19 protein-coding genes are annotated in these 18534 nt (G+C 71.2%); 9 read left to right on the top strand and 10 right to left on the bottom strand.

The genetic code is table 11. From position 1 onward, the window contains the following. Window position 1 precedes the first annotated feature (1 nt). The 6 genes from ACIP9D_RS06320 to ACIP9D_RS06295 all read right to left on the bottom strand — a co-directional run bounded on the left by ACIP9D_RS06320 (window position 2) and on the right by ACIP9D_RS06295 (window position 6239). Window positions 2-1327 (bottom strand): sensor domain-containing protein, encoded by a 1326-nt coding sequence (locus tag ACIP9D_RS06320; protein WP_350868239.1) that lies wholly within the window; start codon window positions 1325-1327, stop codon window positions 2-4. Between the two features lie 17 nt (window positions 1328-1344). Next, window positions 1345-2115 (bottom strand): ABC transporter permease, encoded by a 771-nt coding sequence (locus tag ACIP9D_RS06315; protein ID WP_350868241.1) that lies wholly within the window; start codon window positions 2113-2115, stop codon window positions 1345-1347. Further along, window positions 2112-2837: an ATP-binding cassette domain-containing protein gene (locus tag ACIP9D_RS06310; protein WP_350868243.1), complete on the bottom strand. Its 726-nt coding sequence runs from the start codon at window positions 2835-2837 to the stop codon at window positions 2112-2114. The genes ACIP9D_RS06315 and ACIP9D_RS06310 overlap by 4 nt, the downstream gene beginning before the upstream one ends. 158 nt (window positions 2838-2995) lie before the next feature. Continuing rightward, a complete protein-coding gene (locus ACIP9D_RS06305) occupies window positions 2996-4039 on the bottom strand; it encodes a hypothetical protein (RefSeq protein ID WP_350868245.1) in 1044 nt (347 codons plus the stop codon). 493 nt (window positions 4040-4532) lie between these two features. After that, window positions 4533-5729: an epoxide hydrolase family protein gene (locus tag ACIP9D_RS06300; RefSeq protein ID WP_350868247.1), complete on the bottom strand. Its 1197-nt coding sequence runs from the start codon at window positions 5727-5729 to the stop codon at window positions 4533-4535. A gap of 180 nt (window positions 5730-5909) precedes the next feature. Beyond that, on the bottom strand, window positions 5910-6239 hold the full coding sequence (locus tag ACIP9D_RS06295) for a hypothetical protein (protein ID WP_350868249.1): 330 nt from the start codon (window positions 6237-6239) through the stop codon (window positions 5910-5912). Between the two features lie 218 nt (window positions 6240-6457). Between ACIP9D_RS06295 and ACIP9D_RS06290 the strand changes: the two genes are divergently transcribed. Continuing rightward, window positions 6458-7294, top strand: coding sequence for a hypothetical protein (locus ACIP9D_RS06290; protein ID WP_350868251.1), 837 nt, complete (start codon window positions 6458-6460; stop codon window positions 7292-7294). A gap of 110 nt (window positions 7295-7404) precedes the next feature. On the opposite strand, the gene ACIP9D_RS06285 is transcribed toward ACIP9D_RS06290, so the two are convergent. Next, window positions 7405-8079, bottom strand: a complete 675-nt coding sequence (locus ACIP9D_RS06285; protein WP_350868253.1) for an SUMF1/EgtB/PvdO family nonheme iron enzyme — start codon at window positions 8077-8079, stop codon at window positions 7405-7407. A 171-nt stretch (window positions 8080-8250) separates the two neighbouring features. Between ACIP9D_RS06285 and ACIP9D_RS06280 the strand changes: the two genes are divergently transcribed. From ACIP9D_RS06280 to ACIP9D_RS06270, 3 genes are read left to right on the top strand one after another with little or no spacing between them, the layout of a single operon-like run. Continuing rightward, window positions 8251-8622 (top strand): hypothetical protein, encoded by a 372-nt coding sequence (locus ACIP9D_RS06280; protein WP_350868255.1) that lies wholly within the window; start codon window positions 8251-8253, stop codon window positions 8620-8622. A gap of 44 nt (window positions 8623-8666) precedes the next feature. Then, window positions 8667-9263, top strand: a complete 597-nt coding sequence (locus tag ACIP9D_RS06275) for a carboxymuconolactone decarboxylase family protein (protein WP_350868257.1) — start codon at window positions 8667-8669, stop codon at window positions 9261-9263. Window positions 9264-9267: 4 nt separating this feature from the next. Next, on the top strand, window positions 9268-9846 hold the full coding sequence (locus ACIP9D_RS06270) for a helix-turn-helix domain-containing protein (RefSeq protein WP_350868258.1): 579 nt from the start codon (window positions 9268-9270) through the stop codon (window positions 9844-9846). Window positions 9847-9886: 40 nt separating this feature from the next. On the opposite strand, the gene ACIP9D_RS06265 is transcribed toward ACIP9D_RS06270, so the two are convergent. Next, complete coding sequence (locus ACIP9D_RS06265) at window positions 9887-11035, bottom strand: low temperature requirement protein A (RefSeq protein ID WP_350868260.1); 1149 nt, start codon at window positions 11033-11035, stop codon at window positions 9887-9889. 164 nt (window positions 11036-11199) lie between these two features. Here ACIP9D_RS06265 and ACIP9D_RS06260 point away from each other — a divergent pair, with 164 nt between their 5' ends. Beyond that, entirely contained in the window at window positions 11200-11664 is a 465-nt protein-coding gene (locus ACIP9D_RS06260; protein ID WP_350868262.1) for a hypothetical protein, read from the top strand. Window positions 11665-11667: 3 nt separating this feature from the next. Here the strand turns inward: ACIP9D_RS06260 and ACIP9D_RS06255 are convergent, their stop codons facing one another. After that, window positions 11668-14064: a glycosyl hydrolase family 65 protein gene (locus ACIP9D_RS06255; protein ID WP_350868264.1), complete on the bottom strand. Its 2397-nt coding sequence runs from the start codon at window positions 14062-14064 to the stop codon at window positions 11668-11670. Window positions 14065-14220: 156 nt separating this feature from the next. Here ACIP9D_RS06255 and ACIP9D_RS06250 point away from each other — a divergent pair, with 156 nt between their 5' ends. After that, window positions 14221-14868, top strand: coding sequence for a phosphatase PAP2 family protein (locus ACIP9D_RS06250; protein ID WP_350868266.1), 648 nt, complete (start codon window positions 14221-14223; stop codon window positions 14866-14868). Window positions 14869-14895: 27 nt separating this feature from the next. Here the strand turns inward: ACIP9D_RS06250 and ACIP9D_RS06245 are convergent, their stop codons facing one another. Further along, window positions 14896-15711, bottom strand: a complete 816-nt coding sequence (locus tag ACIP9D_RS06245; protein ID WP_350868268.1) for an A24 family peptidase — start codon at window positions 15709-15711, stop codon at window positions 14896-14898. A 591-nt stretch (window positions 15712-16302) separates the two neighbouring features. On the opposite strand from ACIP9D_RS06245, the gene ACIP9D_RS06240 reads away from it, so the two are divergent. Genes ACIP9D_RS06240 through ACIP9D_RS06230 form a run of 3 tightly spaced genes read left to right on the top strand, consistent with a single transcriptional unit; the run spans window position 16303 to window position 18534 of the window. Next, window positions 16303-16869, top strand: coding sequence for a hypothetical protein (locus tag ACIP9D_RS06240; protein ID WP_350868270.1), 567 nt, complete (start codon window positions 16303-16305; stop codon window positions 16867-16869). Continuing rightward, window positions 16863-17837, top strand: a complete 975-nt coding sequence (locus ACIP9D_RS06235) for a hypothetical protein (RefSeq protein WP_400449429.1) — start codon at window positions 16863-16865, stop codon at window positions 17835-17837. The genes ACIP9D_RS06240 and ACIP9D_RS06235 overlap by 7 nt, the downstream gene beginning before the upstream one ends. A gap of 37 nt (window positions 17838-17874) precedes the next feature. Next, on the top strand, window positions 17875-18534 hold the full coding sequence (locus ACIP9D_RS06230) for an SAF domain-containing protein (RefSeq protein WP_350868272.1): 660 nt from the start codon (window positions 17875-17877) through the stop codon (window positions 18532-18534).

The raw sequence follows: 18534 nt of genomic DNA, 5'->3' as shown, positions 1-18534 counted from the left end.
TTCACACCTGTGTGGGCAGCTCGATCTCGACCCGGGTCGGACCGCCGGCCGGACTGTGTACGCGCATCCGGCCGTCCACGACGGCGATGCGGCGGGCCAGGCCGGACAGGCCGGGACCCTCCGGGTTCGCCCCGCCGATGCCGTCGTCCTTCACGGTCACCATCAGGCGCTCGCCGGATCGGACGACGCCGAGCCCGATACGGGTCGCCCGGCTGTGTTTGGCCGCGTTCGCGAGCAGCTCGGAGGCGCAGAAGTAGGCGATGGTCTCGATCGCGGGCGCTGGGCGGTCGGGCAGCTCGACGTCCACCGCGACCGGGATGGCGCTGCTCGTCGCGAGCGTCGCCAGCGCGTCGCCGAGACCATTGTCGAGGACGGGCGGGTGAATCCCGCGCACCAGGTCGCGCAAATCGGCGAGGGCATCCTTCGCTCCACGGTGGGCGAGCGCGACCAGTTCGCGGGCCTGTGCGAGGTCGGGTGGCGGGCCGTCGGCACCGAGCTTCTCAGTCGCCATGCCCAGGTTCATCGCCAGCGTGGCCAGGCGGATCTGCGCGCCGTCGTGCAGGTCCCGTTCCAGCCTGCGCATCATCGCGGCCGCGTCGTCGATCGCGCGGGCCCGGGTGACCTGCAGTTCGCGTACCCGCTCGGCGAGCCGACGCGGACCGAGCAGCCGTCGCATCGCGGCAAGGTCCAGCGCCGTACCAGCCCGCATCAACCACGGAGCGACCAGCAGCATGGCGAGGCCGGCCGCGGCGATGAGGAACGTCCCGGCGAACGTCCGCGTACCGATGGTGCCGAACGGCGTCAGCGCCCACACCGGTCCGAGGCGCGTTCCGGGCGGATGGTTGCGAAACAGCGGCCACCACACCGGGTAGCTGAGGTTGACCAGGCCGAATACGTAGCAGAACGCGCCGTAGCCCTCGGGGATGGCCAGTGGCACCTTGAGCAGGCCGTACCCGACGGCGCGCCAGCCCGGCCCGTCGGCGACCACGGCGCTGAGCCGCTTCGACGGCCGGGGCGGCGGGGCGTCCACATGCGTGTCGAGCAGCCGGTCGGCGAGCGAGCGATGCACGGGTCCCATCGCGCGCCCGATCGGGGCGGCCAGCACGACCAGGAGCGCGACGGTGAGCGGAACCAGGAAAAGGAACACCGGTGCGACGGCAGGTGCCGGCTGGTCGGACAGGGCTCCGGTCGCCCAGAGGAAGAGGACGCCCAGGGCCGGCCCGATCGCCGGCACGCTCAGGATCGCGGCCGCGCTGACCACGCCGACGACGCAGAACACCGCCTGGCGCAGGGCCAGTGTGGTGAACGGAGCGCGCAGCGCGGTCACCAGTCCATTGTCGCTGGTCACGCGTCGCGGTGGCGGAGCAGCACGGCGCCGCACAGAATCGCTACCGCCGCGTACCCGCACATCAGCAGCGCGCTGATCCAGCTGGAGAACAGCCCGGGTACCGGCGAGGTCACCGCGATCGAGTTGAGCAGCATCAACAGCGGGACGAAGCGGCCGACCTGGATTCCGCTCTCGCCGAACAGGCCGGCCACGATCATCGGTACGAACATCAGACCGAACAGCGTGCCGATGGCGGCGCCCGAGTGCCGCACGATCGTCCCGATGCCGACCCCGATCAGGGCGGTGACGCCCAGATACACGCCGGTCAGCACGACCGCGCGCAGGATCGCCGGGTCTCCGAGGGATGCGGCCGGGATGGCGGTGCCGCGGATCGCGAGCTGCCCGCCCAGATAGCCGGCGAAGCTCGCGACCAGGCCGACGGTGAGAGCCGCGCCGCCGCACACGGCGACCTTCGCGGCCAGGACGATCCGGCGCCGCGGAACGGCGGCGAACGTCGAGCGGATCATCCCGGTGCCGTATTCGCCGGTCACCACCAGGACGCCGAGCGCTCCGAGGAGCAGCTGGGCCACGATGGCGCCGCCGAGGCTGTTGTTCAGGATCTGGGCGGCGGTGGCGACCGGGGTGTGCGATCGGTACCCGAGTCCCACCCCGGCCCCGGCCGCGGCCATCGAGACCACCGCGGCGATCGCCAGCCACCACGTCGACCGGACGCTGCTCAGCTTGATCCGCTCCATCCGGGCCGCGTGCCGGAATCCGTACCCGTTCATGACGCTCCCACTCCGCGATAATCGGTGGCCTGTGAGGTGAGCCGGAAGAACGCGTCCTCCAGGCTGTCTTCGCCGGCGGCGAGTTCGGCGACGGTCGTCTCGGCCAGCAGCCGGCCGCGGCCGATCACCACCAGCCGGTCGGCGGTCAGCGCCATCTCGGCGATCAGGTGGCTGGACACGAACACCGTCCGACCTTCGGCGGCGAGTCCGCGCAGCAGGTCTCGGATCCAGCGAATGCCCTCCGGATCCAGTCCGTTGACCGGCTCGTCGAGCAGGAGGACGCCCGGGTCGCCGAGCAGGGCCACAGCGACGCCGAGCCGCTGGCGCATGCCGAGCGAGTACGTACCGGCACGCCGCGTCGCCGCGTCGGACAGACCGACGATGCGCAGCACCTGCTTGACCCGGGAACCGGGGATGTCGTTGCTCGCGGCCAGCGCGGCCAGGTGCGCACGGGCGCTGCGGCCAGGATGGAACGCCCCGGCGTCGAGAAGCGCACCGACCGTCTTCAGCGGCCAGTCCACGTCCGGGTACCGGACGCCGCCGATCAGTGCCTCGCCATGGTCCGGGGCATCCAGGCCGAGGATCATCCGCATCGTCGTCGACTTGCCGGAACCGTTCGGGCCGAGGAAGCCGGTCACCACCCCCGGCTGCACCCGGACGCTCAGCCCGTCGACGGCCACTTGGTCGCCGTAGCGTTTCGTCAGCTCACGTAGCTCGATCATGCAATCGACGCTAGGCAGCGCCGTCGGCGGTCGGAAGCCGGAAACCATCCGACTCCGCCTGGAGGTTTTCCGCCCCCCACTGCGCTGGCGGGACCTTGGCGGCGGGGCTGTTGACGAACAGCCTCCAGGATTGGACACCTAGTTCCGCATCCGCGGAACTATCCCTCCAATCGCGTCAACAAGTCCTCGCGCAAGGACCACGATTCGTCGTTGATGCACTCTGCCAGGCAGGCGAGCCCAAGTGCCAAGGGCCAGGAAACCGCCTGTCGATGCTCAGGCAGCATGTCGAGCGGTCGACTGGGATCCCAGAGCCGCAGGGGCGCGAGACTGACTGGCATAAATTCGTGGACGTAAGATCTTTCTACCCGCCGCGGTGACCGATCGAGCACTTGATCACCTGTGAGGCCGAGGAGGGTTACAGCGCAGAACTCAGGCATCGCCCCTCGGCTGATCCAGCGACCGTGCCCAACGAGAGAGCTGCTTTTTATGTCGCGCTCCGTCAGATGGCACTCTTCCCGCAACTCGCGCTCGGCTCCGCGGATCATGATCTCCTGGATAGTGCAGTCCTCCGTATTTTCGGGCACGTCCTTAGGTTCGAGTGCCCCAGAACCGGATGGGGCGAGCAAGCCAGGACTGCCGATGTTGTCGTCCGTCTGCGCGACAAGGAGCAGCTGGCCGTCGGTGGTGAAGGCCAGGGTCGATACGCCGATGAGGTTCGCTAGGCGACTGCGCTTGAAAGATACGAGTCGGCCGTCTGGGTCGAGGATGAGGTCCCGACCACGAAGGGCAGGACTCTTCCGCCCCACCTCCCAGATGTCGGACGGGGCGAGCAGGTTGCTGCACATGAAGTCGAAATAGCGACCGGCTCTCAGCTTGACAACATCGTCGCTCAAGAGGTCCGACACCAGGCAGAGCGCACTGTCGTTATAGATCTTTGCCGTTCTCGCACGGTAGGTTAAGTAGTCAAGCGACCAGGTCCGCAAGTCACGTGGCAACCTGTAATCGGGGGTCTGGATAATAGCTCGGATGGGGCGCTTGCGCAGTTCGGCGTTCTCGCGTGACAGCAAAATCCCAACGTCCCGGGCGCTCTCCACAACTGGCCCGAGGTCCGCCGAATGACCAATCACATCCCGGTAGGTGTCGCCCTTCCGCAGTTGGAATCGCACTTCCTTCGAACGCCGGCGGTTTGCCCCGGTCTCCATAAGGGAGAGAGTAGCGCCCGCGAGACCCGCAACAACACTGACGGGCCGGGGCGGGTCCACCAGAGATGTCGCCAATCCGAACGAGGCTAGAACGGTGCCCACGGTGGTCAACCTGTATCGCCACAATCTGTAGCGCCAGATGGTCGCCTTTGTTCTTACCGTTCTATTGGACCCAAGCATGCGCGCCCTCCGCTGGTGCGACGTGCCTCGGAGGCTGCATCGTAGCGGCGAGCCGGAAGTCGTCGGGACCTTGGAGAACCGAGCTCCACGGAGATCTAGGACAATCCCGAACACGATCGGCCGCCGAGCCCGGATCCGAGCGGTTGGCAGTCAGAAACCCGACTGACCGCCGCGCGCGATCGGGTACTCCAGCAGAGCCGTCTCGCCGATTCCCGCCTCAGCTCGGATGACCAGCGCGAAGCTGTCACCACCACGAACCTGATCGATCAGGCGATCGAGGACGGCGCGCTACCGAGCGCGCGACCTGACGGGCTCAGGATGTCCGCAGTGGCTGGAACACGGCCCGCATCTCGGCCGCGAACAGGTCGGGCTCCTCCCAGGCGGCGAAGTGGCCGCCGCGCTCGGCCTCGTTGTAGTACGCGAGGCCGGGGTAGACCGACTCGACCCAGCTGCGCGGAGCAGGAAAGAGCTCGCCGGGGAACGTCGTGAAGCCGACCGGAACCGAGACCGGCGGAGGGGCCTGGCCGGACGCACCGGCGGCGGCCAGGAACCGGCCGAATTCCCAGTACCACCGGGCGGACGAGGTGCCGGTGCCGGTCAGCCAGTAGAGCGTGACGTTGTCGACGATGCTGTCCCGGGTGAGACCACCCGTGGGCTGGCCGTCGACGATCGCGCGGGCAATCTTGTAGTAGCTGTCGGTGTCGTGGTCGAACATCCAGGCCGCCAGCCCGATGGGTGAGTCGATCAGGGAGTAGCCGATCGTCTGTGGCCGGGTGGTCTGCTCCAGGAAGTAGCCGAAGCCGTCCGTGGTGAAAGTGTTGAGCGCGTCGAGCGCCGCGCGCTCCTGCTCGGACTTCGCCGGCAGCTTGTCCTTGATGCCGATCGCCCCGGCGAGCAGGTTGACGTGGATGCCGAGCAGCCCGTCGGGTGCCTGGCGGCCCATCGCGTCCGTGACGGCGGCACCCACATCACCACCCTGGGCGACATAGCGCGAGTAGCCGAGGCGATTCATCAGCTCCGCCCACGCGCTCGCGATGCGGCCGTTCTCCCAGCCGAGCTCGGTCGGCACGCTTGAGAAGCCGTAGCCGGGCAGTGACGGCAGGACGAGGTGGAAGGCGTCCTCGGCCCGTCCGCCGTGTGCGGTCGGGTCGGTGAGCGGGCCGATGACCCCGAGCAGCTCGACGACCGAGCCCGGCCAGCCGTGCGTCATGATCAGCGGCAGGGCGTTCTCGTGCTGCGACTGCACGTGGATGAAGTGGATTTCGACGCCGTCGATGTCCGTCGTGTACTGCGGCAGGGCGTTCAGCTTCGCCTCGCACGCGCGCCAGTCGTGACCGGTCGTCCAGTAGCGGGCCAGTTCCTGGACCGTCGCCAGCTGTACGCCCTGGGAGCGGTCATTGACCAGCTCGCGGCTGGGCCAGCGGGTGGCCGCGATCCGGCGATGCAGGTCGGCGATCGCTTCTTCCGGCGTGTCGAGCCGGAAGGGACGGATTGCGTTGCCGTTGGACATGCTCCACCTCCTGGGCTGGTCGACCGGTGCCGGGGCGATTGCGGGTCGGCCGCTCGCCGCTCATGGTCACATGACGGCTCAGCGGTTCGATCAGAAATGTTGGTAATGGCCCGGATTGGGCTGCCGCTGTGCGGCCAGGGTCAAGGTCAGCCCGCGAGCAACGGAGAAACTCCGTACCGGTCAGATTCGTCGTGGCCGGATCCGGTGGCCGGCGCGCTGCCGGCCCTCGGCGAGCAGCTCGTCCACGGCGACGAGAACTTCCTGCCAGGCCTCGGCAACGCCCTGATCGCGCCGCTTCGCCAGCCGCTCGTAGGCCACCAGGCTGCGTCGTACGGAGTCGAGGTGGGAGTCGAAGACGGAGGGCCGACTCCAGTGCAGGTAGCGAGGTGTGACGCCGAGCCACACCTGGCCCACAGCCCGGTAGCGCCTACTGCCGAGCGAACGCTGGCGGAGGTAGGCCAACTGTCCGAGCGCGAGGGTGTCGGCGAGAGGCAACTCGTCCTGAGCCATCTGATCATGATGATGGAGATCCGCCTCGCGCAGCGACTCAGATACGGCGGGCAGGCTAGGAGCCCGTTGGGACACTTTCGCGGCACGGCGGCGACGGCGAGCGGCCTGCTCACCGGGACGGTGGTGAGGTGTCGCCCGGGGATTGACCGCTTGGGATAGCTTGTCGTCGGTCTACTTGGGGAGATCCCCAGAATCCTTCGGGGGAAAGAAGCTGTTACGTGTCACTTTGGAAGAAGACCACGATCGTGGCGGTCTCGGCGCTCACCGCACTCGCGGTGTCCGCCTGCGGCTCGAAGCCCGGCTCGTCGGACGCGCCGGAGCAGCCCAGCGTGCTGGAGCTGCTCGCCAGTGATCTCAAGGGGTCGTTGCAGAAGACGGTCGACGCCACCGACAAGACCGATTCGGTGACCCTGACGATGAAGGGCAAGGCGGGCGGCGAGCAGATCTCGATGCAGGGCGTCCTGGATCTGGGCGACCCGGTCAAGGCCGAGATGACGACGGCGGGCCCGGACGGCGCTCCGACCACCGTGCGGATGATCGGCGCCGTGGTCTACGTCGAGATTCCGGCGGAGGACCGCGCCAGCACCGGCGGCAAGCGCTGGATGAAGATGGACCTGAGCACCGTCGGCGAGCAGGCGGGCATGGACCTCACCAAGCAGTTCGAGGACGTCGACCCGACCAAGCAGGTCAAGACGCTGCTCGCCTCCGAGGGCGTGACGGTCGTCGGCCAGGAGACGGTGAACGGGGCGGCCACCGTCCACTACACCGTCACCACCCCCGTCGCGACCCACTTCGCTCAGCTCGACCCCGAGCTGCGGTCGGGCGTCGAGAAGCAGTTCGCCAAGGAAGGCGTCAAGGAGATCAAGATCGACCTGTGGGTCGACGAGCAGTACCGGCCCCGCCGGGCGGGCATGGTCATGGGCAAGATGGGCGACATGGTGGTCGACTACACCGACTACGGCAAGGCGGTGAGCATCGAGACGCCGCCGCCGGCGGAGACCGCTGACTTCGCCGAGATGCTGGAGGGCCTGAAGGACCTGGCCACCCAGAACTGACCAGGGCCGGAACACTGCCCGGTCGGCGACTGTTCGCCGGCCGGGCAGTGCCGTCTCAGGAAGACGTTCCCCGACTCGCCCCATGAGCGGGAAGCGGGCGAGGGACGTGCTCAGCGGCGAATCGAGCGGGCGACGCGGAAGCCCACATCGTCGACCTGGAAGCTCGGGTGGCTGCGGCGCCGCACCGAGGCCCGGCAGCTCCAGTGCTCGTCGAACCAGCCGCCGCCCCGGAGCACCCGGTAGCTGCCGTAGACCTCGGCGTCGTAGATGTCCCAGCACCAGTCCCAGACGTTGCCGAGCATGTCGTGCAGGCCCCACGGGTTGGGGCGCTTGCCGCCCACCTCGTGGATCCGCTCCTGTGAGTTGCCGCGGTACCAGGCGATCTCGTCGAGCGGCCCGTAGCGCGGACCGGTGGTGCCGGCCCGGCAGGCGTACTCCCACTCGGCTTCGGTCGGCAGCCGATAGCCGTCGCCGGTGGCGTCCCACTCGACCTCTTCGCCGTCCGCGTCGAGCCGGTACGCGGGTGCCAGACCCTCGTGTCGGGACAGGGCGTTGCAGTAGCGGATCGCGTCCCACCAGGAGACGCTCTCGACGGGCAGTCGATCGCCCTGGTGGCTGCTCGGCCGCTCGCCGGTGACCTGCGCGTACTGGGCCTGGGTGACCGGGAACGCCGAGAGCTGGTAGGGCGCGAGCGACACCGACCACTGCCGCTGCGTACGCCGGTCGGAGAGGGTCGCCCGCCCCGCCGGTACGGCGATCATCTCGTGCTCCGGGCTCTCGTCCATGGCTGGCCGATCGTAGTCGCGCCCACCTGCGGAACGGCGGCGCACGGCAGCGCCGCCTGGTGACGACGGCCACCATCCGGTGGATCCGGACTCCCGAGTCCGGTACGTTCGACGCCAACCGGACTCATGGGTCCGGATCCGTGCCGACCCCCGTCCGAGGAGTTCCGAGCCATGTACCAGGTGAGCATCAGCGACGCTCTCCGCGAGCTGGTCTTCGAGCCGACGCTCGACCTGCACGAGGCGCTGGAGAGGTTCTACGCGCCCGACTACACCCACCGCAGCGACGGCAAGACGCTCGATCGCGCCGAGTTCGCCGAGATGGTGGCCCGCACCCGGACCCAGATCGCCCGCGGCACGGTGACCGTGCTCGACGAACTGCGCGACGGCTCCCGCTACGCCGAGCGGCACGTCTTCGAGATCACGATGGTGGACGGCGCCACGGCCCGACGAGAGATCGCGATCTTCGGGTCGTTCGCCCCGGACGGCCGATTCCAGCACCTCAGCGAGACCGGGTTCGACCTCCTCCCGGATGACGCGCGCTGAGCGCGATCGAGACGACGCCCACGAACCCGATCGAGGAGAAGATCATGCCCCGCCTCGCCGACCCCGATCCGAAGAACGTCCCGGACGACGTCCGTGACTTCCTCTCCGCTCTGCCGCCCGACCCGCTGGTCAAGATGCTGACCCACTCGGTCGGCACCGTTGCGCTCTTCATCCAGCTCGCGAAGGCGCAGTTCACCTCGCTGGAGCTGCCCGCGCGCTCGCGGGAACTCGTCATCCTGACCGTGGCCGAGTGGGCCGAGTGCGAGTTCGTCGCCGCGCAGCACCGGCCGATGTCCGAGGCTGCCGGGGTCGACCAGCGCACCCGGGAGATCATCAGCAGCCGGCAGGTCGCCAGTCCGGAGCTGTCGCCGTACGACCGGGCGCTCATCCGGTTCACCGCCGAAGTGGTGCGGCGACCGCGCGTCCCCGACGACCTCTTCGACCAGCTGCGGCAGGTCGTCAGTGAGCGCGAGATCGTCGAGGTGCTCCAGGTGATCGGCTACTACTGGTCGTTCGCCCGGGTGTGCACAGTGTTGAACGTCGAGCTGACCAAGGTGTACGGCGACGAGCAGACGATGGCCGGCGACGCCGACGGCGGGCAGGCCGGTTCGGCCGCGCGCCCCGGCGATCCGGCAAACTGAGACCGTGGCCCTGCCCGACGACCTCGAGACCCCGGCCGGGCCGGACGGTTCCCATCGACGGCTGGACGCTCGCCGCAACCAGGAACGGGTCATCGCGGCCGCCCGGGAACTCTTCACCGAGCAGGGCCTCCAGGTGACGGTGCCGCAGGTGGCGGAGCGGGCCGGCGTCGGCCGGGCCACGGTCTACCGCAGCTACCCCAGCAAGGACGACCTGGTGATCGCCGTCGCGCGACAGCAGTTCCAGGAGCTGGAGCGGCGTACGCTCGCCGCGCTCGACGGCCCCGACGCCGACCAGGAGCTGCGGGCCTACGTACCCGACCTGTTCGAGCGCCTCGCGCGGGATCGGGTGCTCGCGGACGCTTTCTTCGACGGCAAGCTGGTGCCCGCCGTCCGGATCCTGGGCCTGATCGGGCAGTTGGTGGAGGCGGCCAAGCCCTCCGGCGGGATCCGGCCCGACGCCGACGAGCTGGACATCCGGGTCATCCTCTGCGGCCCGGTCCGGCAACTGATCGTGCTTGACCAGCGCGACCCGGCCGTGTGGCGTCGCTACGCGCAGCTGGTCCTCAACGCGCTCCGCCCCTGAACCGGACGACCCCCGGGTGGAACACGGGGGGCTGCACCACTCACCCGCGCTCGCGGGGCGCGAAAACCCCGGTCCGCTCCAGCACGGCCGCGACGAGCAGGATCGCGGCGGTGGCCGCGGTCGCCACCAGCAGGGGCAGTCCCGCCGTCAGCAGGCCCACCACGAGCAGCGCCGGCAGCGCGGCCAGCCGAGGCCAGGAGAACCGCCGGTTGATGGCGGCGGAGAGCAGCAGCCGGCCGGCCAGGAACAGAGCCGGACCGGCGACGACCACCGCCACCGCGCCCGGCTGGGTCGGGTGGGCGATGGCCAGCTTCGCCCCGACGGCGGTGGCCACCACTCCGCCGACCATCACCAGGTGCAGGTAGGCGGAGGCCGGGCCGAGCCGGGACGGGTCGGCCCGCTCGAGGGCCTGGCCCAGATGTCCGCCGGCCGGCGTGATGTAGAGCAGCCCGGTCAGCACGGCCATGGTGAAGACCAGCAGGAAGGCGGCGGTCTGCGCCGGGCCGATGTCGGTCGCGGCGTACGCCACGCCGGCGACCAGGATCAACTCGCCGAGCGAGATGATGAAGATCTGCTGGAACCGCTCGGACAGGTGCCCGCCGGTCAGCCGCAACTCGTCCCGGCGGGCCCGGCCGAGCCCCGGCGTGGGCCATCCGATGCTCGGCCCGACATAGTCCGTCGCCATGGCGGTCAGCCAGAGCGGGACCCGCGCCACCGGCACCAGCGCGCCGGCCAGCCACAGCACCCCGCTGGCGCAGAACCAGAACAGGATCCGCAGGCTGCGCGGACGCCGCGGGTGGCCCCGCAGCAGAAGGCTCGTGAGCACGTTGCGGCCGACGTTGAGCGCGACGAAGGCACCCGCGAAGAGCAGCGCCCGGTCACCCAGCGCCTGCGGCAGGGCCGCGCCCATCAGCAGGCTGCCCAGCGCGGCGGCGACCAGGATGAACCGCACGACCGCGGCGCTCGGCGCGAACCAGTCGGTGAACCAGGTGGTCGACACCCAGACCCACCAGAGCGCGGCCAACAGCAGCGCGGTCCGCAGCGCACCGCCGACGTCCAGATCGGCCAGCATCATGTTGGCCAGTTGACTGAGCGCGAGGACGAACGCCAGGTCGAAGAAGAGTTCCAGGAAGGAGGCGCTCACCGGATCTTCACGGTGCCGCAGCAGCCGTTCCGGCGCGCTCGCCATCGGCACTCCCTCCGGTGGCGCCCTGCGGATGTCGTACCACGTGCCGGAGGGTGGGCGACGGTGGAACCGGAGAACGACCAGGCGGCCCGTCGTGTCGTTGATCCGGCTGCACCCCCCGCCGCCGGCGGACACGGTGGGGGCACCGATCGCCGAGGGGGACGCCGATGACCAGTCAGCGGGAGACCGTGCAGGTCGACTCGGACCTGTTCCGCACCGTCTACGACTCACCGGCCTCGCTGCCCGGCCGGCACCGCTGGACCACCCCGGAGGCGGACGTGCGGCGGCTGGAGAAGCTGCTCGGCCTTCCGCCCCGCAGCATCGGCGCCCCGCTCTGGGTCAGCGGCGACGAGCCGGACTGCCCCAAGTGCGGCCGTCGGGTAACCTGGTACGACATCGTCTCGTCGGCGCTCTCCGGTGTGCACGACCGCACGATGATCGCCATGGTGATCCTCGGCGACCGCAAGTACGTCAACACCGAGGTGCCGGACGCCATCCCCGGGGTCCGCTGCGGCGACTGCCACACCGCCATCGACGGGCTGCGCAGCTTCAAGTGCCACAACTGGGCGTACGCCTTCGAGGAGCTGGAGAAGGTCCGCGAGCGGATGTCCGGCGGGCTCGAGACGGGCTGAGTCTCAGCCCGCGGTGCGGCGGGCCGGCCGCCGGCCCGGCGGGGAGGGCGGCTCGGGGCCGGGGTCGGGCACCGGGGGCATCGCCCGGCTGACCGGCGCCCCGCCGGCCACCCGCACCTGCTCGCCGTGGTGCCACAGCTCGACCGTGGCCTCCGGCCCGCCGTCGGGCAGCTCGTAGCGGGCCTCGTCCGGGGTCAGCGTGACCCGCAGCCGGTGGCCGTGCCACCGCAGGTGGAACGCGAGCCGGTGGATGCGCCGCGGCAGCCGGGGATCGAAGGAGAGCGCGCCCCGGTCGTCGCGCAGCCCGCCGAAGCCCTGCACGAGCGCCAGCCACGACCCGGCCAGCGACGCCAGGTGCAGCCCGTCCGCGGTCTTGTCGCCGAGGTCGGCGAGGTCCTGGCGGACCGACTCGGCGAACAGGTCGTACGCCAGATCGAGGTGGCCGACCTCGGCGGCGAGCACCGCCTGCGGCGCGGCCGACAGGGACGAGTCACGGACGGTGCGGGCCTCGTAGTACGCGACGTTGCGGGTCTTCTCGTCGGCGGTGAACTCGCCGGGGCAGCGCAGCATGGCCAGCACCAGGTCGGCCTGCTTGACCACCTGCTTGCGGTAGAGCTCCAGGTAGGGGAAGTGCAGCAGGAGCGGGTACTCCTCCTCGCCGGTGCCGGCGAAGTCCCACTCCGGCTGCTCGGTGAAGCCGGCCGACTGCTGGTGCACCCCACGCTTGCGGTCGTAGGGGACGAACATCGCATCGGCCGCGGCCCGCCAGCCGGCCACCTCGGCCGGGTCGACGCCGAGGCCTTCGGCCTGCTCGGGGTGGCGCTCGACGACGTCCGCCGCGCCGCGCAGGTTGCGCCGGGCCATCATGTTGGTGAAGACGTTGTCGTTGACCAGGGCGGCGTACTCGTCGGGGCCGGTCACCCCGTGCAGGTGGAAGGCGCCGGTGTCCGACCAGTGGCCGAAGCGGTGCCAGAGCCGAGCCGTCTCCACCAGCAGGTCCACGCCCGCCTCGGCGAGGAACTCCCGGTCGCCGGTGGCCGCGACGTAGCGCAGGACGGCGTCGGCGATGTCGGCGTTGAGGTGCAGCCCGGCGGTGCTGGCCGGCCAGTAGCCGGAGCACTCGCGACCGCCGATGGTCCGCCACGGGAAGGTCGCGCCGGCCAGCCGCAGCTTCGTGGCCCGTTCGCGGGCCTCCGGCAGGTGCGCGTGTCGCCAGCGCAGGGCGGAGCGGGCCACCGCCGGGGCCAGGTAGGTGAGCACCGGCAGCACGTAGCTCTCGGTGTCCCAGAGCACGTGACCGTCGTAGCCGTTGCCGGTGAGCCCCTTGGCCGGGATGGTCCGGTCGCCGTCCGGCCGGCCCGCCTGGACCAGGTGGAAGAGCGCGAACCGGATCGCCTGCTGAAGTTCCGGGTCTCCGTCCAGCTCCACGTCGGCGGTCCGCCAGGCGCCGTCCAGCGCGGCCCGCTGCGCCGCGAGCAGCGCGTCGAAGCCGTCCGCCCGAGCGGCGTCCGCCTCGGCGACGACCAGGTCGGCCAGCTCGCCGGGCGGCGTCCCCCGCGCCGGCGCGCACTCGTACGCGGCGAACTTGGTCAACCGGAGCCGTTCCCCCGGGCGCAGCGGGCCGGTCAGGGTCAGCCGCATCCGGTCCGGGGTGCAGTCGCTGTCGGCGGAGACGTGCTCGGGCGCTTCGACCAGGTGCGCGACCGCCACCGCGACCCGCTGCGCGCTCCGCTCGGTGCGGTGCACCAGCACCCCGTCCAGCCCGTGCGAGCGGCGCGTCTCGGCGGTCAGCGCATCGGTGACGACCGAGGCGGCTCGCGGATCGTCGGAGCGCTCCGGCACCCGCTCGTTGGCCAGCAGGTCCGAGCAGACCCGCAGCTCGACGCTCGCGTCCAGCGGCTCCACCTCGTAGCGGATGGCCGCGATCCGCCGCCGGGGCAGGGAGACCAGCCGGGTGCTGCGGATCCGTACGCCGCGCCCGCCCGGTGAGATCCACTCGGTCTCCCGGCGCAGCACCCCGGACCGCAGGTCCAGCACCCGTTCGTGGGTGCGCAGGGTCCCGGTGCGGACGTCCAGTGGCTCGCCGTCGACCCAGAGTCGGATCAGCGTGGCGTTCGGCGCGCTGATCACGGTGTCGCTGAACTCCGGGAAGGCGTAGCCGTCCTCCGGGTAGCCGAGTTCGCGCCGCTCGTGAAAGCCGTTGAGGTAACTGCCCGGCATCCCGTAGGGCGCGCCTTCGTCGAGGGTCCCCCGCCAGCCGATCCAGCCGTTGCTCAGCGCGAAGATCGATTCTGTCTCGCCGAGCCGGTCCAGGTCGGTCGCCGTGCGGCGGATCCGCCAGCTCTCGTCACCCTCCGACGACCTGCTCCCAGCCGGCCCGGCCGTGGCGGTGGTGTGCACGCAGCCTCCTGTGGTTCCGACGACGCCCTCGGATCGTGGCAGACCCGGCTGTGAGACCGCTGAGGACGAAGGTCAGGGAGGGGTGCTGGCCTAAGCACACTGCGGTGACATCTCGTGAATCGGTACCTTTACCCAAGGTGAACACAGAATGAACGGATGGTGAGGCGAGTCATGGTGCAGGCCGGCACGACCGACGTACCGGAGATCAGCGTCGACTGGTACCAGGACATCGTCGACACGGCCGCCGACAGCCCGCAACCGGTGCAGTGGTTCGCCGGGCACTTCACCGAGGTGTCGGTCCTGCTGCTCGGCGTGCTGCTGCTGGTGGCGGCCTTCACCCGGCTCGGTGGCGGTCCGCGGGACCGGGCGCTCGCCCTGGTCGCGCCGATTCCGGTGGTCCTGGCGTACGGGTGCAGCGAATGGCTCAAGACGGTGGTGGACGAGGACCGGCCGTGTCGGGCGGCCACCAGGGCGATCATCGCCGGCAGCTGCCCGCCGCCGGGCGACTGGTCGTTCCCGAGCAACCACTCCACCATCGCCGGCGCCCTGGCGGTCGCCACCCTGCTGCTGTCCCGCCGGTTCGGGTTGGTCGCGGCGCCCATCGCCGCCCTGGCCGCGTTCTCCCGCACCTTCGTCGGCGTGCACTATCCGCACGACGTGGTCGCCGGCGTGCTGCTCGGCGCCCTGGTTGTCCTGCTGGTGACGCCGTTGCTGGCCCGCCCGGCCGCCGAGCTGCTGCGCCGCCGGTCGCGCCAGGCCGAGGGGCCGGTCACCGACCCGGTGGGCGGGGCCGGCCGCCGCTGAGCCGGCACGACGGCGCGGCGGGCGTGGTCAGTTGGCCAGCAGCAGGGCGCCGACCGTGCCGAGCACCAGGAACGGGCCGAACGGGAGATGGCTGGACCAGCTTGCCCGCCCGGCCACCAGCAGGCCGAGGCTGACCAGCGCGGCCAGACCGAGGGCGAGCAGCAGCCCGGCCACCAGGACCGGCCAGCCGTACCAGCCGAGCAGCACGCCGACGCCGAGCGCCAGCTTGGCGTCGCCCAGCCCGAAACCCCGCCGGCCGAGCAGCAGGGTGGTGGCGGCGAAGAAGACCGCCAGCCCGGCCCCGCCCAGCGTGGCCCGCAGCCAGGGCCCCGCTCCGCCGCCGGTCAGCGCGGCCAGCCCGAGCAGCGCCCAGGCCCCGGCCACCGCCGGGTAGGTGAGCCGGTCCGGCAGCCGGTGCACGGCCAGGTCGACGAAGCAGAGCGGCACCGCCCAGCCGAGCCACCAGGCGACCGCGGCCAGTTCGGCGGCGGGCGGACCGAGTAGTAGCAGTACCGCCCCGGCCGCCAGCACGGCCAGCTCGACGGTGGCCCCCGGCGGCCCGACCCGGTAGCGGCACCGCGCGCAGCGGGCCGTCGGACCGAGCGCCGGCCATGGGCGCCGCAGGCCGACCGGCGTGCCGCAGGCGGCGCAGCCGGCCGCGGGTGCGACTCCCGGCGGCACGGCGTGCCGCAGCACCGCCAGTCGCAGCAGCGGGGTCAGCGCCAGCGTGGCCAGCACCCCCGCCGACCGGCCGAGGGTGGGTGGCTCGACCGCCTCGGACGGTGCCGATTTCGGTGCCGGGCCGGCACCGGACGGGGTCGTCGACGGGCCGGTCAGCGCCATGACGGCCGTCCGGACGGGCAGCCGGAGCGGCCGAAGACGAACACGGATCGTAACTGAACGATCGCTAGGGTGTAGCGGATGGCGCGGAAAGCGACCTCGCGCGGCGCCCACTCCGGCGCCGCCGGACGCCGTGCCGCGCCGGCCGGCAGGGCGGTTGGCCGGGGCACGGCGCCAGGGGACGGATCGGGCCAGATGCCGCGAGCGGGTCGCGCGGAGTCCCGCTCCGGGCGGTCGCACCGCCCGGCCGAGGTCGAACCGCGCGGAGCGCCGGAGTTCGTCGCGTACCGCTGGCGCACCTCCCGGTCGGACTCGACCGCCGTCACCCCTCACCACCACCTGTCATCACGGAGAGTGTTCGAATGAATTGCCTCTGTTGCATCGGCGAACGTCAGCCTATGCTCGCCCCTTGGGTGTGACGCAAGCCTCACCGAGCCGATAGGACGACACCGAAACTTTGCATTTGTGAAAGATCCGTAAACGTAAATGCGGCAGCGAATCCACTGCTCCGGATGTGACCATTCGGGCGCGCTTCCGCATGCCCGGCGGCCGACGACGCGGTGGCCGCCGGGTCGCCACCGAGGAGGCACGGCGGTGCAAGGACGGCAGCACAGCCGAACGGCAATCTGCCTGTTGACGGTCGCGGCGCTGACATCGGCGCCGGCGTGCGGCACCGGTCGGGAGGCGGTCGTCCAGCCGCCGGCCCACCCGGCAGCCGAACACGCGACGGATCGAAACGCCGACGAACAGGCTGCGGGAAAGGCCGCGCTGAACGCGTATTCCGGCTATCTCGCCGCATCCCGTACGGCGGGCCGACGCAGTGATCCGCACGCGCCGGAACTGTCCCGGTTCCTCGCGGATCCGCTGTTGACCCGGGTCCGAATGGCAATTCGCGAGGCGAAGGAGCACGGCGCGATGCGTACCGGGACGCTGAAGTCCGACCCGACGGTGACCGCCGTCAGCCTCGACTCGGTGCCGGCCACCGTGGAGATCCAGGACTGCCTCGACGCGACCGGATACCGGCTGGTCTACGCCAAGGACCAGCGGGTGGTGCCCGGCAGCGGCGCGAAACGGTACCTGGCCACCGCCACCGCGACCCGCTACCCCGACGGCCGCTGGCTGATCAACGCGGGCGCGGCTCACCAGGACCAGCCGTGCTGACCTGGGGAGGAAGGGGTGTCCCGGTCCGTCCACCCCGGACCGGGGCACCCCGCCGGGCACGGCTCGGGCTGGTGCTCGGGGTGGCGCTGCTGCTGGTCGCGGCCGGCACCGCGCCGGCCGCCGCCCGCCGGGCCGACCCGGGCGGCGAGTGCCCACCCGGGCAGCACGACTGCAGCGTGTGGGACGACGAACCCGGCACGCCGGGCGGTGGCGGGGACAACGGCGGGGGTGGCGACAACGGCGGGGGCGGCGACTCCGGCGGCGGCACCGGCAAGTGTTCCTGGGCCGGCCGCACCGTGCGCTGCTACGACAGCGTGCTCGGCTGGTTCAACAACAGCGACGGCTGCTACTACAAGCTGGAGGAGCCGCAGCGGGCCGACACCCCCGAGGGCAAGCAGTGGTACCTGCTCACCTGCAACGGCGGCGACCTCGGCGATCAGCGCACCGAGCTGCTCGACGGTCCCCCGCCCGGTTACGGCGCCCCGCCCGACCCGGAGGAGCTGGCCCGTCGGGCGCTGGCCCGGATCACCATCTCGCCGCCCCGGGTCGCGGTGGCCCCGCGCCGCAGCACCGGCCCCGGCCTGGTCGGGCTGCCGGTCTGGATGTGGGGCAGCAAGGGCCGGCAGTACTTCGGCCCGGTGATCCGCGAGTCGGAGACCGAACGCGGGCTCACCGTGACGATCGAGGCCCGGTTCGACCGGATCGTCTGGGACATGGACGACGGCCAGCACGTCACCTGCACCGGCCCCGGCACCGAGTACAAGGTGTCCGGCCCGCACGCCGGCAAACGTTCCCCGACCTGCGGCTACCACCGCGGTTACGCCAAGGCCGGCAGGTACGCGGTGGACGCCACCACGTACTGGACGGTGACCTGGCGCGGGGGCGGCCAGAGCGGGGTCATCCCGGTGACCCGGTCCACCGGCACCGTGCCGATCCAGATCAACGAACTCCAGGTGGTGACGCGATGAACGCGACGAACGAGCAGATCTGGACGGCGGTGGCCCGATGAGCCTGGCGACACGCAACGGAACCGGACCGGTGGAGGCGCCGGTGAGCCCGCCGAAGGTGGTCCGGCAACGCCGGATGCGCCCCGGCCTGCTCGGCCTGGCGGTGCTGCTGATCGCCCTCGGCGGGCTCGGCGCCGCCTTCGCGGTCACCTCGGTCCGGGCCACCGGCAGCTACCTGGCGGTGGCCCGGCCGGTGGAGGTCGGTCGACAGCTCAGCGCCGACGACCTGGTGCCGGTGCAGGTGGCCGGCGGGCAGGGACTCTCCCCGGTAGCGGCCGACCGGCTCGACGAGGTCGTCGGCAAGCGGGCCGCGGTGTCGCTGACCCCAGGCACCCTGCTGACCATGACCCAGCTGACGGACGATCCGCTGCTCGGCCCCGGGCAGCAGCAGGTGGCGCTGGGCCTGGACCTCGCCGAGGTGCCCGCCCGGGAACTGCACCCCGGCGACAAGGTCCTGCTGGTCAGCACCCCCGACGACAACGCCGGACCGAGCGCCACGGCCGGCACCCGGTTCGAGGCGACCGTCATCGACACCAGCACCTCGGAGAACGACGGCGAGGTGGTGGTCTACCTGGCGCTCGCCGTCCGCGACGTGCCGGCGGTGGTGGCGTTGAACGCGCAGGAGCGGATCGCCGTCGTGCTGATTGAGGCGGCCTGA

Origin of the sequence: Micromonospora sp. NPDC093243, assembly GCF_044753725.1 — a bacterium.
Classification (GTDB): Bacteria; Actinomycetota; Actinomycetes; order Mycobacteriales; family Micromonosporaceae; genus Micromonospora.
Note: the sequence above shows the minus strand (reverse complement) of the source record. Positions and strands in the feature narration are given on the sequence as shown.

Excerpts from the sequence above, each read along its gene's own strand:
- ACIP9D_RS06315 (WP_350868241.1), bottom strand. The coding sequence starts at position 2,115 with ATGAACGGGTACGGATTCCGGCACGCGGCCCGGATGGAGCGGATCAAG.
- ACIP9D_RS06310 (WP_350868243.1), bottom strand. The coding sequence starts at position 2,837 with ATGATCGAGCTACGTGAGCTGACGAAACGCTACGGCGACCAAGTGGCC.
- ACIP9D_RS06305 (WP_350868245.1), bottom strand. The coding sequence starts at position 4,039 with ATGGAGACCGGGGCAAACCGCCGGCGTTCGAAGGAAGTGCGATTCCAA.
- ACIP9D_RS06300 (WP_350868247.1), bottom strand. The coding sequence starts at position 5,729 with ATGTCCAACGGCAACGCAATCCGTCCCTTCCGGCTCGACACGCCGGAA.
- ACIP9D_RS06295 (WP_350868249.1), bottom strand. The coding sequence starts at position 6,239 with ATGGCTCAGGACGAGTTGCCTCTCGCCGACACCCTCGCGCTCGGACAG.
- ACIP9D_RS06285 (WP_350868253.1), bottom strand. The coding sequence starts at position 8,079 with ATGGACGAGAGCCCGGAGCACGAGATGATCGCCGTACCGGCGGGGCGG.
- ACIP9D_RS06280 (WP_350868255.1), top strand. The coding sequence starts at position 8,251 with ATGTACCAGGTGAGCATCAGCGACGCTCTCCGCGAGCTGGTCTTCGAG.
- ACIP9D_RS06275 (WP_350868257.1), top strand. The coding sequence starts at position 8,667 with ATGCCCCGCCTCGCCGACCCCGATCCGAAGAACGTCCCGGACGACGTC.
- ACIP9D_RS06265 (WP_350868260.1), bottom strand. The coding sequence starts at position 11,035 with ATGGCGAGCGCGCCGGAACGGCTGCTGCGGCACCGTGAAGATCCGGTG.
- ACIP9D_RS06260 (WP_350868262.1), top strand. The coding sequence starts at position 11,200 with ATGACCAGTCAGCGGGAGACCGTGCAGGTCGACTCGGACCTGTTCCGC.
- ACIP9D_RS06250 (WP_350868266.1), top strand. The coding sequence starts at position 14,221 with ATGGTGAGGCGAGTCATGGTGCAGGCCGGCACGACCGACGTACCGGAG.
- ACIP9D_RS06245 (WP_350868268.1), bottom strand. The coding sequence starts at position 15,711 with ATGGCGCTGACCGGCCCGTCGACGACCCCGTCCGGTGCCGGCCCGGCA.
- ACIP9D_RS06230 (WP_350868272.1), top strand. The coding sequence starts at position 17,875 with ATGAGCCTGGCGACACGCAACGGAACCGGACCGGTGGAGGCGCCGGTG.